Annotated in this window: 18 protein-coding genes; 7 read left to right on the forward strand and 11 right to left on the reverse strand. The window is 60.0% G+C overall.

The features are described 5' to 3' along the window. Positions 1-8: 8 nt before the first annotated feature. From BM155_RS04680 to BM155_RS04700, 5 genes are read right to left on the reverse strand one after another with little or no spacing between them, the layout of a single operon-like run. On the reverse strand, positions 9-941 hold the full coding sequence (locus BM155_RS04680) for a class I SAM-dependent methyltransferase (RefSeq protein WP_074901290.1): 933 nt from the start codon (positions 939-941) through the stop codon (positions 9-11). Beyond that, positions 931-2,094: an ATP-NAD kinase family protein gene (locus BM155_RS04685; protein ID WP_067153779.1), complete on the reverse strand. Its 1,164-nt coding sequence runs from the start codon at positions 2,092-2,094 to the stop codon at positions 931-933. Before BM155_RS04685 ends, BM155_RS04680 begins: the two co-directional genes overlap by 11 nt. Then, positions 2,073-3,218: a 4-phosphoerythronate dehydrogenase gene (locus BM155_RS04690; protein ID WP_067153782.1), complete on the reverse strand. Its 1,146-nt coding sequence runs from the start codon at positions 3,216-3,218 to the stop codon at positions 2,073-2,075. Before BM155_RS04690 ends, BM155_RS04685 begins: the two co-directional genes overlap by 22 nt. Then, on the reverse strand, positions 3,215-4,108 hold the full coding sequence (locus BM155_RS04695) for a 5'-3' exonuclease (RefSeq protein ID WP_074901293.1): 894 nt from the start codon (positions 4,106-4,108) through the stop codon (positions 3,215-3,217). Before BM155_RS04695 ends, BM155_RS04690 begins: the two co-directional genes overlap by 4 nt. After that, complete coding sequence (locus tag BM155_RS04700) at positions 4,105-4,677, reverse strand: elongation factor P hydroxylase (RefSeq protein WP_074901295.1); 573 nt, start codon at positions 4,675-4,677, stop codon at positions 4,105-4,107. Before BM155_RS04700 ends, BM155_RS04695 begins: the two co-directional genes overlap by 4 nt. A gap of 313 nt (positions 4,678-4,990) precedes the next feature. On the opposite strand from BM155_RS04700, the gene BM155_RS04705 reads away from it, so the two are divergent. Continuing rightward, entirely contained in the window at positions 4,991-5,677 is a 687-nt protein-coding gene (locus tag BM155_RS04705; RefSeq protein WP_074901297.1) for a hypothetical protein, read from the forward strand. A 230-nt stretch (positions 5,678-5,907) separates the two neighbouring features. Here the strand turns inward: BM155_RS04705 and tusA are convergent, their stop codons facing one another. After that, the gene (gene tusA / locus BM155_RS04710) at positions 5,908-6,156 is read right to left on the reverse strand and encodes a sulfurtransferase TusA (RefSeq protein WP_074901298.1); all 249 of its coding nucleotides are present in this window, start codon (positions 6,154-6,156) and stop codon (positions 5,908-5,910) included. Positions 6,157-6,259: 103 nt separating this feature from the next. Between tusA and BM155_RS04715 the strand changes: the two genes are divergently transcribed. Next, entirely contained in the window at positions 6,260-6,547 is a 288-nt protein-coding gene (locus tag BM155_RS04715) for an antibiotic biosynthesis monooxygenase family protein (protein WP_074901300.1), read from the forward strand. Here BM155_RS04715 and BM155_RS04720 read toward each other — a convergent pair. The 4 genes from BM155_RS04720 to BM155_RS04735 all read right to left on the reverse strand — a co-directional run bounded on the left by BM155_RS04720 (position 6,522) and on the right by BM155_RS04735 (position 8,616). Then, positions 6,522-7,160, reverse strand: a complete 639-nt coding sequence (locus tag BM155_RS04720; RefSeq protein WP_074901302.1) for an alpha/beta family hydrolase — start codon at positions 7,158-7,160, stop codon at positions 6,522-6,524. The two genes, BM155_RS04715 and BM155_RS04720, sit on opposite strands and share 26 nt — an antisense overlap. After that, positions 7,153-7,377, reverse strand: a complete 225-nt coding sequence (locus tag BM155_RS04725) for a YheU family protein (protein WP_067153805.1) — start codon at positions 7,375-7,377, stop codon at positions 7,153-7,155. Before BM155_RS04725 ends, BM155_RS04720 begins: the two co-directional genes overlap by 8 nt. Positions 7,378-7,489: 112 nt before the next feature. Next, entirely contained in the window at positions 7,490-8,296 is an 807-nt protein-coding gene (locus BM155_RS04730) for a class I SAM-dependent methyltransferase (RefSeq protein WP_074901304.1), read from the reverse strand. After that, a complete protein-coding gene (locus BM155_RS04735; RefSeq protein WP_074901306.1) occupies positions 8,293-8,616 on the reverse strand; it encodes an MTH1187 family thiamine-binding protein in 324 nt (107 codons plus the stop codon). The genes BM155_RS04730 and BM155_RS04735 overlap by 4 nt, the downstream gene beginning before the upstream one ends. 92 nt (positions 8,617-8,708) lie before the next feature. Between BM155_RS04735 and BM155_RS04740 the strand changes: the two genes are divergently transcribed. From BM155_RS04740 to mnmC, 4 genes are all read left to right on the forward strand, one after another. Continuing rightward, positions 8,709-9,239, forward strand: coding sequence for a glycine cleavage system transcriptional repressor (locus BM155_RS04740; RefSeq protein WP_067153811.1), 531 nt, complete (start codon positions 8,709-8,711; stop codon positions 9,237-9,239). 108 nt (positions 9,240-9,347) lie between these two features. After that, complete coding sequence (trmL, locus tag BM155_RS04745) at positions 9,348-9,818, forward strand: tRNA (uridine(34)/cytosine(34)/5-carboxymethylaminomethyluridine(34)-2'-O)-methyltransferase TrmL (protein WP_074901308.1); 471 nt, start codon at positions 9,348-9,350, stop codon at positions 9,816-9,818. Positions 9,819-9,829: 11 nt separating this feature from the next. Then, positions 9,830-10,363: a flavodoxin FldB gene (gene fldB, locus BM155_RS04750; RefSeq protein WP_074901311.1), complete on the forward strand. Its 534-nt coding sequence runs from the start codon at positions 9,830-9,832 to the stop codon at positions 10,361-10,363. Between the two features lie 15 nt (positions 10,364-10,378). Beyond that, positions 10,379-12,406: a bifunctional tRNA (5-methylaminomethyl-2-thiouridine)(34)-methyltransferase MnmC2/FAD-dependent 5-carboxymethylaminomethyl-2-thiouridine(34) oxidoreductase MnmC1 gene (mnmC, locus tag BM155_RS04755; protein WP_074901314.1), complete on the forward strand. Its 2,028-nt coding sequence runs from the start codon at positions 10,379-10,381 to the stop codon at positions 12,404-12,406. A 321-nt stretch (positions 12,407-12,727) separates the two neighbouring features. Here mnmC and BM155_RS04760 read toward each other — a convergent pair whose 3' ends face one another. Further along, positions 12,728-13,348, reverse strand: a complete 621-nt coding sequence (locus BM155_RS04760; protein ID WP_074901316.1) for a DUF502 domain-containing protein — start codon at positions 13,346-13,348, stop codon at positions 12,728-12,730. Positions 13,349-13,360: 12 nt separating this feature from the next. Here BM155_RS04760 and BM155_RS04765 point away from each other — a divergent pair, with 12 nt between their 5' ends. Further along, positions 13,361-14,164 carry a glutaminyl-peptide cyclotransferase gene (locus tag BM155_RS04765; RefSeq protein WP_074901318.1) on the forward strand — a complete coding sequence of 268 codons (804 nt, stop codon included), beginning with the start codon at positions 13,361-13,363 and terminating at the stop codon, positions 14,162-14,164. The last annotated feature ends 23 nt before the right edge of the window (positions 14,165-14,187 follow it).

Here is a 14,187-nt window from a genome sequence, read left to right on the forward strand (position 1 = left end):
CCCCATCTTTATTGACGAAATCTGACGTGGAGCATTTTCAGTGCTGCGTCCGGATCCCGGTCAGGAAAGTCCGGGCTCTGCGGCAAGCGCTCCACGATTTCGAAGCGGCTGTCGGCACCTTCAATCAGACTGCGAAAATGTGCCTCGCCGTGACGCGGCGAATTCATCACCACCAGCAAATCGGCCTCCCCGGCCAGACACCCCGGCAGCAGCCGCAGCAATTTCTCGTAGTGCAGATTGATATCAAAGCGCCCCTTCTGCCAGGTGGGCGGATCCACCACCGCCAATTGGAAGGGACCGCGGCGATCGAAACGATTGAATTGCCGCAGTGCATCCAGTTGCAAAAAGTGGATGCCAGCAAGCGGCAACTGGTTGGCTATGTGATTGTCCCGCCCCCGGTTTAGCACACCGCGGTTAACGTCAATATTCACCACTTCCAATTCCGCCGCCGCGCGGGCGATCACGGAAAAGGCACAAGTAAAGGCAAACAGGTTCAACAGCTTGAGATTTTCCCGGCCGGCGCGGGCACGGATCTGCGCTTCCAGCCAGCGGCGCCCGGGCTCTATATCGAGGAAATAACCCACATTCTGCCGCTCGAACGTCAGCGGAAACTGCAAATCGCCGCGCCGCGCCACCGGCGCTGCCACCGGCTGACCGCAGTGCCAGCGCACAGGCGCACCCCGCAGGTAACGGCGCTGCACCGCCACCCCTTGGTAGCCGCGCGCTTCAACCAATTGCCACAGCGCCTGACACAGCCCTTCTTCTCCGTCACAGGCTTCAAAAAAAGTCACCAGCAGCGCGGGGAAAAAGCTATCTACACAGACCTGCTCCAGGCCTGGAAAACAGCGACCACGGCCGTGGAAAAGGCGCCGGCTGTCCCGCCCGGTTTCCGCTAACTTGCATTCCACCTGCTCCAACAGGACGCCCCAGTCAGAGGACATGCACCGAACCCTCCCCGTTGCCCAGCGGATACAAAATCGTATCCCGGTAGCCAGTGATCACTCGGATAAAACCGGCCCACGCCTCGTCTAGTTGCGGGTCACCACTGTCCACCAGCAGCGGCCGGCCACCGAGTTGGGTGATCTTGGTTTTGGTAGCGACAACCATCAGATTATCCCGGCCCACAGCGCGCAGCACTCCGGGGGAAAACTGCTGGTTACCGCGGCCGATCAAATGCCCTTGGCCACCGATGGCGGTGAGCACAATTTTTACCGGCCCGCTGTGCGCTTCAATGGCCCGCTCGATTTGTGCCGCTCCCACATCTGCAGCGATCAGCTGCCCATCGCGCAACAGGTCAACGCCCAGTAAAGTGCCCCCGCACCCCAATTCATCGAGCAGTGCCATGGTGGTGGAGCCGGGTCCGACCAGATAGAGGGTACCGGGGTCCAGTTCCTCGATCACATGCGCGGCGATATCCGCCACCGCAAGTTCCTCTACCTCGCGCCCCGCATTCTTTACCGCCTGTAGAAAGTGGCCCTCCTCGGGGACCAGCAGTTCGCCGTAGTAACGCGTACTGACACGGCCCTCGCGGAAAGACTTTTCGTCGATATCTCTCACCTCGCGCTGGTGCAGATCCACAAGCTGGCCAGCCATCAGGCGCCGCAACACCTCGCCGCCGGCCTTGGGGGAAATCGCAAAGCAGGCGGAATGCATTTTCACGCCGGCGGGGATGCCCAGCACCGGGAAATCATCTCCGAGCGCGTTCACCATATTGCGCGCCGTGCCGTCTCCGCCCGCAAATACAATCAGGTCTGCACCGGCGTCGCGGATCACCCGAGCCGCCCGCTCTGTGTCCGCTGGAGTTGACGGGCTGGACTCAGCCTCGCCGACCACTGTCACCCGAAAACCGCACTCTCTGGCCAGTGACTCGCCCATGTCGCGCGCATAACAGAGAATCTCCAAACCATCCGCGTAGGGCTTCAGCGCTTCCAGCGCCACCGCCGCGCGCCTGTGAGACTGGGGTTCTACGCCCGCCGCCAGTGCCTGACGCACGGTTTCGACACCATCACTGCCCTTCAAGCCTGCGGGGCCGCCGACACCAGCCCAGGGGTTGATGATGAGTCCGAGTTTTTTCAGTTGCACTTCTCTTCGCATTTCAACCCCAGTATTGCCAACTGCCTCCGCTGGTGCTCCGTCAACGGGGCGCCATCGATGCGGTAATGAGAGAACTCCAGCCGCTCGGGGTATTCCCGGCGCAGCCGATCAAAGGCCCCGCCCATCGGCTGATCACCGCCTGCGGCTGCACGCAGGCGGCGATCGTCAGCGCGGGGGTCGTATATTTGCAACAAGTAGTCAGCCATCGCGGAAAATTCCGCAAAGCTGCTCTCTGCCCCCACCCCAAGTTGCCGCACCGGCAGGTGCCGCTCATCGGCCGCCGGTTGCTGGGGGAGTTTGAGCGCCCGCGCCAAGGCCCCGCGGATCATCCGGGTACCCGCAAGCTTGCCGTCTGCGCTGTAGCCAGCGATATGGGGCGTGCCGATATCCACCAGATCGAGCAGAGCAGTGTCGATATCCGGCTCGTTCTCCCACACATCCAGCACTGTGTTAAAACGTTTGCCCGCCCGCAGAAGCTCCAGCAGCGCCCGGTTGTCCACCACCGCCCCGCGGCCGGCACTGATCAGCGTGGCACCATCTTTAATCCGTGCCAACTGCCCGGCACCAATCATATGAAAACTGGGATGCGGCCCACCTTTCACCAGCGGCGCGTGCAGACACACCACATCCTGCTCCAGCACTCTTTCCAGGCTCGCACTATCGGGGTCGTCCGGGCGCCAGGGGTCGTAGACCGCGCAGGGAATATTCATTGCCTGTAGCCGCTCACGCAACAGCCCCCCGACATTGCCACAGCCGACGATGCCAAATTCACGCCCGTTCCAATCAATTCCCAGTGCCGCCAGCGCGCAAAAAACATACTCGATCACTGAATTGGCGTTGCAACCCGGCGCCGCGCTCCAGCGGATGCCCTGCCCTTCCAGCCAGGCGGTATCCAGGTGGTCCGTGCCGATGGTGCAGCTGCCGACAAAACGCACCGGGGTGCCGCTGAGCAGTTCCTCGTTTACCCGCGTGACAGAACGCACCAGCAGTATGTCGGCATCCATCAGCTGTTCACGGGACAAGGTCCGCCCCGGCAGGCGCAGCAGCCGACCCAGATCGCCGAAGTACGTCTCCAGCGCGGGAATATTTTCGTCGGCGACAATGGTCAGTTCTGAGTGTTTCAAAGTGTTTCCCCATTAACGGCAGCCAGTGTCCGGCCAATTTTTGCCTTGAGCCCTCCAATACCGAATTCGTCCGCGAGTGCCTGGACGAAATGGATATCGGCCTTCCGCGGTACCAAGTCGTCGACGCCCACGGACAATTCAATCCCGTCTTCCAACGAGGTCAGGCGCTTGGCCAGACGTATCTGCTCCGCGTAGGTTAAAAGCCGCTTGGCAATGCCCGCAGCCCCACGCAGCGGCAGACGGGCCACCCGTTCGGTGTGCCGCAATAACGCCTCTATATCATCGAATTCCATAAGCAGCCGCGCCGCCGTTTTCGGACCGATTCCGGGAACACCGGGAATATCGTCGCTGCTGTCCCCCACCAGCGCCAGATAGTCGGCGATTTGCTCCGGGCGCACACCGAATTTCGCTTGTACCGCCGCGGCGCCCATATGTATGTCAGCGGCGAAGTCCCACAAGCTGGCCGCGCCGCGGGCCAACAGCTGCCCCAGGTCCTTATCGCGGCTGACGATCACCGGCCGCTGATCAGCACTGATGCGGGTCAGGGCCGCGAGCAGATCGTCCGCCTCATAACGCTCACTGGCGAAACAGGCAATGCCCATTGCCTCCGCCATCTCTCTGCAGGCCGCCAATTGAAAAGCCAAGGCCTCGTCCGGCTGAGCACGGCTGCATTTGTAATCGGGGTAGAGTTCGTTGCGGAAGCAACTGCCAAGCGACTCATCGAAGGCACAGGCCATATATCTCGGGCCGCGGCCGAGCAGATCCAGTGCGAAGTTGGTAAAGCCGTACACCGCCTCTGTGGGATACCCCTGCCGCCCCGTCCAATTCGGCGGCAGGGCAAAGTAGTAGCGAAAGATATAGACAGAGGCATCAACGAGATAGGTAGTCACGATAAGTCCGTCAACTGGTACAGAGCCGGGTCCAGTGGGTCCGGGCGTCCAAACTCCGCGGCCAGTGCGCGGGCGAATGTCTCGGCGCGAGCATTGACCCCCCTTTGGCAAAACGTCTGTACCTGCTGCCATATGGCGCGCTTGAACCCAACGCTCGGCCCCAAGCCACTTTCCAGGTTATCGGCACTGACCCGAAAGCGCAGGCTGCAGGCACAGGCAAAAATCCACTCCAGTGCCTGGGGCACCACTTCCACCCGTTCAAATTCCGCCTGCTGTTCAGCGCTGCGGCCATCCGGAGCATACCAGTAGCCGTAATCCGGCAGCCGGCGCCGCGCTTCTCCCGCCACACACCAGTGGGCGGCCTCGTGCAGCGCGCTGGCTGGGTAGTCGCGGGTAAATTCCACCCGGTGATAGTCCTGCTCTCCCTCCGCCGGCCGATAGTAGGGTTCCGGGAAGCCGCCACACAGCCGGGTATTGAAACCCGCCGGATCGGCAAAGCAGCGATTGAATACTGTGACTATTCGGTCGCAAGGTGGCAGATGGACCGAATCGGGACAGGTAACAGCCAAGTAGTCCTCCGCTAACGGAAAAGGCAGGGACTATAGCAATGCCACCTTCGTGATGAAAGTCACCTAAAACTCTTGCAAAGATAACCAACCAATCTAAAAGGCCAGTTGTGTTTCGGGAATTCAGCATATACCTTTATTCGCAGGGATGCCGGACAAGGGCCCCAGCCCTGCTTCGGCACCCACAGGGGGGAATAAGCAGTCAAACGCCCTCCTGCCCCGGTCTTCGTCCCGAAGGGGCCCTCGCGAGAGCGGTCGCAACAGGCACCACTCTGGGCGGAGACGGTATACAACCGGCCCTGCAAGGAGGTGCTCCATGACCGACCACAGACTCTCCAACGTGGTTGACCTCTTCACCGGCGAGCCGATCGAAACTTCAGCGAGCAGGCGGTTTATCCGCCTGTCGCCGGAGCTAGACGGCTTGGAAATGCTCTACTCCAACAGCTCCAGTGGCTCCGATCTCTACAGCCTGAAAATTCTGTGCTGGGGCCTCAAAGCAAACGGCGAGGTGGTAGGACTCGTCCCCTGGTTAAATTCCATTGTCGCCTGCCCGGAAATCAAGGACCCCTTGGATGGACGTTTCGAGGGTTACTACGACCCCGGCATTGAGGAAATCTTTTACGACCCCCCCATTCACAAAATCGTCGAGCTGGAAACAGCAGCGGAATATTTCGAATACGAAAGCAGCAAAGCCGAGGAAGTGCTACAGGAGATCCCGGATACCATCGGCACCCACGCGGTGTTTATGGATGATCAGCGGGAGAAACTGACGCTCGCCGAAGTTGTGAGCTGGCGGCTGTATGCCAGCGGCGAAATTCACGGCATGCTGATCGACCACGACATAGTGGAAACCACCCCGGTGCTGCCGGGCGATCTGTGCCTCTACCCAGCTCAGGAGAGCAGTGGCTTCCGCTACTTCTTTCAGCACCATATCGCCAACAAAATCAAATCCGAAGACCCGGAAGCCCTGGCGGCCATTGCGGCGCTGGTTACTTCCCCCTAATCCGCAACCTGAACGCCTCCCCCACTTTCGGGGGAGGCCCGGCTTAAGCGGAATCCCCCGATTTTCTGTGCGGGCACCCAGATCTGCGCAGGAGGAACGCGGGCTCACCCCCAGGCACCACAGGATTCACCCCGTGCGCGGGCTTCTCAACACACGCCCATTGACCACACCATCCCATACCTAAGCCCCAGGACCAGCAACAGTGCTCAGGCGAACGAATCAGAGCTTAGTCAGTCAGCGCTTTCCCGAGACCCGGCCTTTTTGATCCAGTAGAAGAACGCGTCGTTTTCCTCGGCGTGCTCCACCAGTTCATAGCCGAGAAACTGGCAAAACTTGGGCACATCCCGCTGAGTGGATGGATCGGTGGCAACCATCTGCAGAATTTCTCCGGGAGCCAGCTTGCGCACCGCGGTGTGCAACATCATGACGGGCTCAGGGCAAAGAAGACCACGGGCATCTAGGGTATGATCTGATTTCATGGCGCCATTTTCCGGGATTTTCCCGCTGTAGTCACCTGCTGCGCCCCTGACCACCCGGCGGACAGCCACACTTGAGAGAGCATAGGCCAGATAAGAGAGGAAGATGATTCACGTACTGATCGAACGGGAAATCGCCCCGGACATGCAAAGCACTTACGAAGAAGCCGCGCGCAAAATACTCGCCTCCGCCTACCGCACCACGGGTTTCGTGGAGGGTCAAACCTATATCGAAAAAGGGAATCCCCTGCGCCGCTTCACGCTGTCAAAATGGCAATCGGAACTCCACTGGCAACGCTGGTACAGCAGCGAAGAGCGGCGCGAGCAAATGTCTCAACTAAGGCCGCTTTTGTTGGAAAGGGAAAAAATTACGATTCTACAAGCTGCAGAATAAAATCCGCCACTTCATCCACCGCCGCCTGCCAGTGCTGCTCCCGGGTGAAACCGCTGGCGCGACGGGGCTTGAAATCATGGTCGCCATCCTGCAGCCACTGAAAGCGGATAGCCTCCGGCAAACCGTAGCCCGGCACCTCTTCCGCACTACCCAGCGGGTCCCTGCTGCCCTGCACAATCAGTGCCGGGCACTCGAGCCGCTGCAGATGCTCAGTGCGCAATCTTTCCGGCTTGCCCCGCGGGTGGAAGGGATAACCCAAGCAAATCAAACCGGCCACATCGCCACTGTCTGAATATTCCTGTGCCAACAAGCTGGCCACTCTTCCTCCCATGGATTTACCGCCGATAAAGAGCGGCAACGGGCTGCTCGCGGACGCTATCTGTGCGCGATAGCAGTCCAGCAATACCGGCATCGGGTTCGGTGGACGCTTTCCGCCACCCGCGCGCCTCGCCGCTATATAGGGAAACTCAAAGCGGATCACTTCAATGTCACGGACACACAGGCCGGAGGCGATGGTCTGCATAAAATCGCTGTCCATGGGCGCACCGGCGCCATGGGCAAAGAGAAAGCGGGCCCGCGGCCGGGACGGGCGGTCAATCAGCAGGTCAGACATAGCCTTCCACATCCCGCGCCAACACCAGATTGACCGATTCTTCTCCGGGCTCGAACCAGATTACCACCTCGCCGGATTGCAATTGCCGGCGTAAATTCGCCACCTTATCACTCAGGCTTAACTCCCGCTCACCGTAGTCGGTGCCTTCGCGGGTCACATACTCCTCCAGGAGATTCTGCAGCGTATCTGGATCGAGTTGTTGAAAGGGAATAATCATAAAATTGAAGGGAAATAAATTCAGGAGAAGCGGTGGCCGCGACTTGGGAGCGCCTGACGCGTTCGCTCTCGCCCCCAGGCAAAGCCCAACTCAGTCGCGGCCGTCGCCCCGCTTACATTTTCGGCTTGCGGAAGCGCAAGGTCATACGATCACTCTCGCCGATCGCAAGATATTTATCCTTGTCCTTGTCGCCGAGACGCAACGAGGGAGGCAGAGTCCAGACGCCTTTCGGGTGATCGGCGGTATCTTTGGGGTTGGCGTTTACCTCGCTGGACGCTTCCAGCACAAAACCCGCTTTTTCCGCCAGATCGATCACGTAAGCCTGGGTGACATAACCGCTCTCGATCATGCGCTCTCGGGAAGTGCCCGGCTTGGCCCGGTGCTCAACCACGCCGAGTATGCCGCCGGGTTTCAGCGCGGCAAAAAACTGATTAAACGCTTTCTGATCGTTGTCACTGCGCATCCAGTTATGCACATTGCGGAATGTCAGCACCGCATCGGCACTGCCCGCGGGCGCAATTTCTTTAGCGGAAGCCGGGTCAAACTCGGTCAAAATCACCTTGCCGTAGTTGTCCTTGTCCGCGGCCAACTTTTCCTTAAAGGCAGCGAGAGAGCGCTGGTAGTAACCGACATCGCTATCTTGCGGAAAATGGGCTGCGTAGAAGGTCCCCTTGTCCTTCAGATACGGCGCGAGAATTTCGGTGTACCAGCCACCACCGGGGGAAATCTCCACCACCGTCATATGCGGCGCTATGCCGAAGAACGCCAAGGTCTCCGCCGGATGGCGGTATTTGTCGCGCGCTACATAGGCTTCCGTGCGGTGTTTACCTGCGATCACCGGCTCGAGGTCGTTCGCCTGAGCCGCACCAGCAAAAGCCGCGGAACAAAGCACCGCGGCCAGAATTTGCTTGATATTCATACTGTCTCCTGTTTGTTATTACCGTTTAATTTCCTCTGAACACTGTCGATTTTATCCTGCAAAGACTGCTGGCGGTCAGTACGAGTTCCCAGTTTCAGGCTGGTACTGATGCGCGGCGCACCCATGGCGTGCACACGTTCGTGGCAGCGCTTTACCGCTGCCATTACCCTGTCCCAGTCCCCCTCGATATTGGTACCATATGCGTGCAACCGGTACTCCAGCCCGGCCTCATCCAACACCCGCTGGCACTCGGCGATGTAGGTGCCGACGGACACCCCGACCCCCAGGGGGATAAGACACAAATCTGCGTGTACTTTCATCGACAAAATCTCCCAAAGTGAAACGACCAGCTCGCGGGCGTTATCAAATACAATGCAGTGTAACCGCCCCCTAGACAGCAAAGGAACAGGCTATGCAACAGCACCTCGTTATCTCCCTGATCAGTGACGACAAACCCGGCGTGGTGGAAAAATTATCCGCCGCGATCGCGGACAATCGCGGCAACTGGGAAGACAGCCGCATGGCACACCTGGCCGGAAAGTTCGCTGGCATACTGCGCGTCAGCGTGCCCAGCGAAGCCAGTCAGGGGTTGAAGGACGCGCTCGCGGCTCTCGCCGACGAGGGCTTCAAATTACAGATCGAAGAGGCCCTTGCCGTAGCCGCAGGCCCGCAGCAAACACTGAGACTAAAACTGGTCGGCAACGATCGCCCGGGTATCGTACACGAAATCGCCCGCGCCCTCGCCGCGCGCCGGATCAATATGGAACAGCTGGAAACCGGTTACGGCAGCACCCCGTGGAGCGGAGAACCACTGTTCACCGCCGAATGTATGATCAGCGTGGCGGGCGACATGGATCTCGAGGGGCTCCGCGACGAGCTGGACGAGATCGCCGACGAATTAGGAGTCGATATCGACTGCGAAGAAGTGCCCACCGCGGTATAATCCGCCCCCACTTTCTGCGGGAGCCCGCCCCGAAACAGATACCCGCGCGCAATCAACCGGCTCGCGGTGGGGGGCTCGCGCAGCAACTCAGTGGTACGCCATCGGCCAATGTTCAAGATCGTCCTCTACCAACCGGAAATCGCCCCCAACACCGGCAACATCATCCGCCTCTGCGCCAATACCGGTGCCGAGCTGCACCTGATTGAACCACTCGGATTTGCGATGGACGACAAGCGCCTGCGCCGCGCGGGTCTGGACTACGGCGAATACAGCCGCGTGCGGCGCCACCGCGACTGGGCGGCATTCGCCGAGGCGGAGCGGCCGACACGCATCCTCGCGCTCTCCACCAAGGGCAGGCGCAGACATACGGATATCGACTACCGCCCCGGCGACGCCATCGTTTTCGGACCGGAGACCCGCGGTCTGCCGGCAGACTTTCTCCAACAAGTGGGCTCCGCGCACACGCTGCGCATCCCAATGCGGCCAGAGAGCCGCAGCATGAATCTCTCCAACGCCGCTGCGGTGGTGATTTACGAGGCCTGGCGCCAGCTGGACTATGCCGGCGCCGCAACGCAATAGTTTTACCGGATATGCAAACACCTCTTGCCCCCATTGGGCTTTTTTACGGTTCCAGCACCTGTTACACGGAAATGGCCGCGGAGAAAATCCGCGACCGGATCGGCGCCGAGTGGATAGACCTGCACAATGTCGCCGACAGCGATATCGCCCTGGCCGAGCAATACGACTTTCTCATCTTCGGTATCCCCACCTGGGACTACGGCGAATTGCAGGAAGACTGGGAAAACGTGTGGGACGAGTTGGCCCAGCTGGATCTGTCTGGAAAAACCGTGGCCCTTTATGGACTCGGCGATCAGGCCGGTTACCCGCAGTGGTTTCAGGACGCCCTCGGCTACCTGCACGCCCAAGTGCGCGCCTGCGGCGCCCGCACCGTAGGACACTGGCCCGCGGAAGGCTATACATTTGAAGCCTCTAAGGGGCTGACAGAAGACGGCACACACTTTGTCGGCCTGGCCCTGGATGAGGAAAGCGAATTCGAAAAGAGTGACGCACGCCTCGACCAATGGTGCACCCAGATAATGCGCGAGTTCGGCTTGCAATCCTGAGGGGACACAATAGCAATGCGCGAAGAATCCCCCTACGCAGACATCCTTTGGCGCGACGACGCCCAGCCGTTATCGAGGGCCTTTGACGACATCTATTTCTCCACCAGCTCCGGCCTGGAAGAGAGCCGCTACGTCTTCCTGCAACAAAACGACCTGCCCCAACGCTGGGCGACTCTGAAACCGAGCGACACCTTTACTATCGGCGAAACCGGCTTCGGTACCGGCCTCAATTTCCTCACCGCCTGGGAGCTGTGGCGGCAACGGGCGCCAGCCGGCGCGCGCCTGCATTTTATCTCGGTGGAGAAATATCCCCTCCACCCCAGCGATCTGCGCCGCGCCCTGGACTTGTGGCCCCAGCTGCAGCCGCTGGCGGAACAGTTGATACGAGAATATCCGCCACTGCTGGCCAAGGGTGTACACCGGCTGCACTTAGAGCAGGCCACCCTTACCCTCGTTGTCGGCGAAGCCAGCGAAGCCTTCCACAACCTTCGCCTGGAAGACGACAGCCGCGACCAGTTAGTGGATGCCTGGTTCCTGGACGGTTTTGCCCCGGCGAAAAATCCCGCCATGTGGACCTCGGAGCTGTTCGAAAATCTCGCCGCACTCAGCAGACCCGGCGCCACCTTTGCAACTTTCACCTGTGCGGGGCTGGTAAAACGAGGCCTCAAGGCAGCCGGTTTCACAATACAAAAAGTGCCCGGATTCGGTCGGAAACGGGAAATGTTGCGCGGCCGGCTGGAAGCGCGAAAGCCGAGCCAAATCACCGCCACCCCCTGGCACCTGCCGGGTGGAAATCCCGAAATAAAGATCCGCAAAGTAGCCGTGGTGGGTGCGGGCATCTCCGGCGCCACCACTGCCCGCACCCTGGCCGAACGCGGGATCGAGGTTCACGTCTTCGACCAGGCCCCGACACCGGGTGCCGGGGCATCCGGCAATGCGCAAGGCGTCCTGTACGCGAAGCTTTCCCCCAAGCCCGGCCCTAACGGGGACTTCAACCTGCACGCACTGATGTATGCGCTCCGCTACTACCAGCGGCACTGCCCTGAATCCGTGCATTTCTCCGGGCTGCTGCAACTGGCACAGACGGACAAAGAACGCCAGCTGCAGGCACAGATCGGCCAGTGGCTGGCACCGTACCGGGGCAAATCACTGGCAACAGAAGTAACACCGGCACAGGCAAGTGAGATCGCGGGGCTTCCACTGGCGTTTGGCGGGCTCTACTTTCCCCAGGCGGGATGGCTGGAGCCGCAAAAGGTCTGCGAGGCACTGCTGCGGCACCGCAATATCCACCTGCACTACACGCGCAAAATCGACCAGCTCACTGCGACGGATTGCGGCTGGCAACTCACAAGTGCGGAAACCGGGTTGCAAGAGGAGACGGCGAAAGAAAGCGTATTGACTGCGGACGCAGTGGTAATCTGTACCGCCAACGGCATACGTCATTTCCTGCAAACCGCCGCCCTGCCCCTGCGCCCCATCCGAGGCCAGGTGTCCAGCGCCCCCGCCGACGATTTGTCGCGACAACTGAAAATCACCCTCTGCGGCGAAGGCTATATCGCCCCGGCTCACAACGGGCGCCACTGCTTCGGCGCCACCTTTAAATTGAAAGAAACTGCGACGGACTTGCGCGCGGAGGAACACCGGGAAAATCTGCATACCCTGGCGGAAATGCTGCCCCCGATAGCCGACGCATTTTCCACCCAATCGATCAGTGGGCGAGCGGCTTTGCGTGCGGCAACGCCCGACTACCTGCCGATTGCAGGCCCTATTCCAATTTGGGATTCGTTAGAAGAAACCTACGCGGAACTGCGAAAAAACCGCAAACGCCTAATTCCGCAAAAAGCGCCTTACCAGCCGCACCTGTATGCGCTTGGCGGTCTGGGCTCGCGCGGCTTCGCCTATGCGCCCCTGGCAGCGGAGGTCATCGCCGCTTGGTTGTGCGGCGAAGCCATGCCGGTTTGCAACACTTTGGCAAAAGCGCTGCACCCGGCCCGTTTCGCGGTCAGGGATCTCGGTAAAAACCGCAAGGGAGTGGCATCCTAGCGGGGTGGAATCAGAAACCTTTAGGGAACCTCTGATTAATTCGCTTCCTGACGGTAAAAATTCTTTGGAGCTAGATGAGAAGCTCAGGTGATAGGATGGCCATTTCGAAACCGTCGGATACAAGGATGTATCCGTCGGAGCTACAGGGAAGTACTCGTGCGTTTTCGAAATGGCCATCCTATTGCCTGAGCGCCACGGAACTAACCAAAGCGTTCGCGCGAATTAATCAGAGGTTCCTTAGGGAATCCATGTCAGCCGAGTATTAGAAGCCGCGCTTGCACACATCTGCAGCTGCATACACGCGAATGAGCCGCCATTTCCCTAGATCCGCTCCTTTGGCGCCAACAGGCTGCCGCTTCCAGCTCCGCAGGCGACAATGGACTTCATGGCCGCTTCCACCGTGACCTCGGGCAAAATCTCCACGCACCCCGCCGGCACATGGTATACAAGCCCGGAAGTGGGCACCGGCGCTGTGGGCACGTAAACGGTGTAATCACCGTTGGGATGGCGGGAGGTGACGATCGCCGTCACCGACAGCGGGTGGTCCGGGCCGTGAATCCGCACCCTGGCAACTGGTCCCGACAGCACGCCCTCCCCGGCTCCGCCGCCAATAAACTGCAGCACCAGTTCCTTAATGGTGTTGTAACCGGGCGCCAACCGGCCGAGCCAGTGGTCCAAGTGCCGATGCAACCAGCGCCCCACACTGGTCTTGACCAAAAGGCCGATCACAAAGCACCCGCCCAACATCAGCACTATCACCGCCAGTTTGGCGAGGGTATCCTTGAAATCTGTGTGCGCCTCCAGCCAGGCGACAGCGGGCGCCACCAGCTCGCTGATCTGGCCGAACAACCATTGAAACAGCAAAATAAAGATGGCGATGGGCAACACCACCGCCAGCCCCCCGAGAAGGGTCAACGTCACAAAGGTTTTTACTCTGGTCATAACTTTCTTCTAATGCGTAAATTCACGATTCTGTTTCTGCTTCTGCTCTCTCCCCTCACACTGGCCGAAACGCCGCCAAGCGTCCCCTTCTCGGTCCTTGAAGAGCGCCAGCGCCCAGCCGATCACTTCACACAGGGGCTCTATTTCGACGGCCAGCGCTGGTGGGAGAGCAGCGGTCTCTACGGCCGATCCTGGCTGGCGGAGTATAGCGATCCCGGCGCCAGTCCCCTAAGGCGTAAATGGCTGGCGGAGAACCGCTTTGCCGAGGGATTGACGGTATTCGGCGACAGGCTATACCTGCTTACCTGGAAAGCGGGGGAAGTGCAAATTTACCGCGCCGCCGACCTGTCGCCTCTGGGCCTGCGCCGCTATGCTGGCGAAGGCTGGGGGCTCACCAGCGACGGCGAGCACCTGATTATGAGTAACGGCAGCGGCAAATTGACGTTCCGCGACCCGGAAACCTTTGCCGTGCTGCGCAGTGTGGAAGTGCACGGCGGTGGGGAAAAGTGGAAATGGTTAAACGAGCTGGAATACGCGAACGGGTTGATCTGGGCCAATATCTGGCAGGACAGTCGACTTATCGCCATAGACCCCAAAAGCGGAGAAGTGCGCGGACTGATCGACTTGAAACAATTGACGCCATCCCTGCATCACCCGGACGCAGTCGCCAACGGTATCGCCTGGGACCGGGTACGCAATGGCCTGTGGGTGACGGGGAAATACTGGCCGAAGCTCTACCTGATCCGGCCGCACGGACTGGGCTTTGCGCCGCGGTCAAAGTCAGCCCCAGCAAAATCAACAGCACCCGGCAACTAAACCCAGGCGCTATCCCGCGAGCC

This window comes from Microbulbifer thermotolerans (genome assembly GCF_900112305.1).
In the GTDB taxonomy this organism is placed as follows: Bacteria; Pseudomonadota; Gammaproteobacteria; order Pseudomonadales; family Cellvibrionaceae; genus Microbulbifer; species Microbulbifer thermotolerans.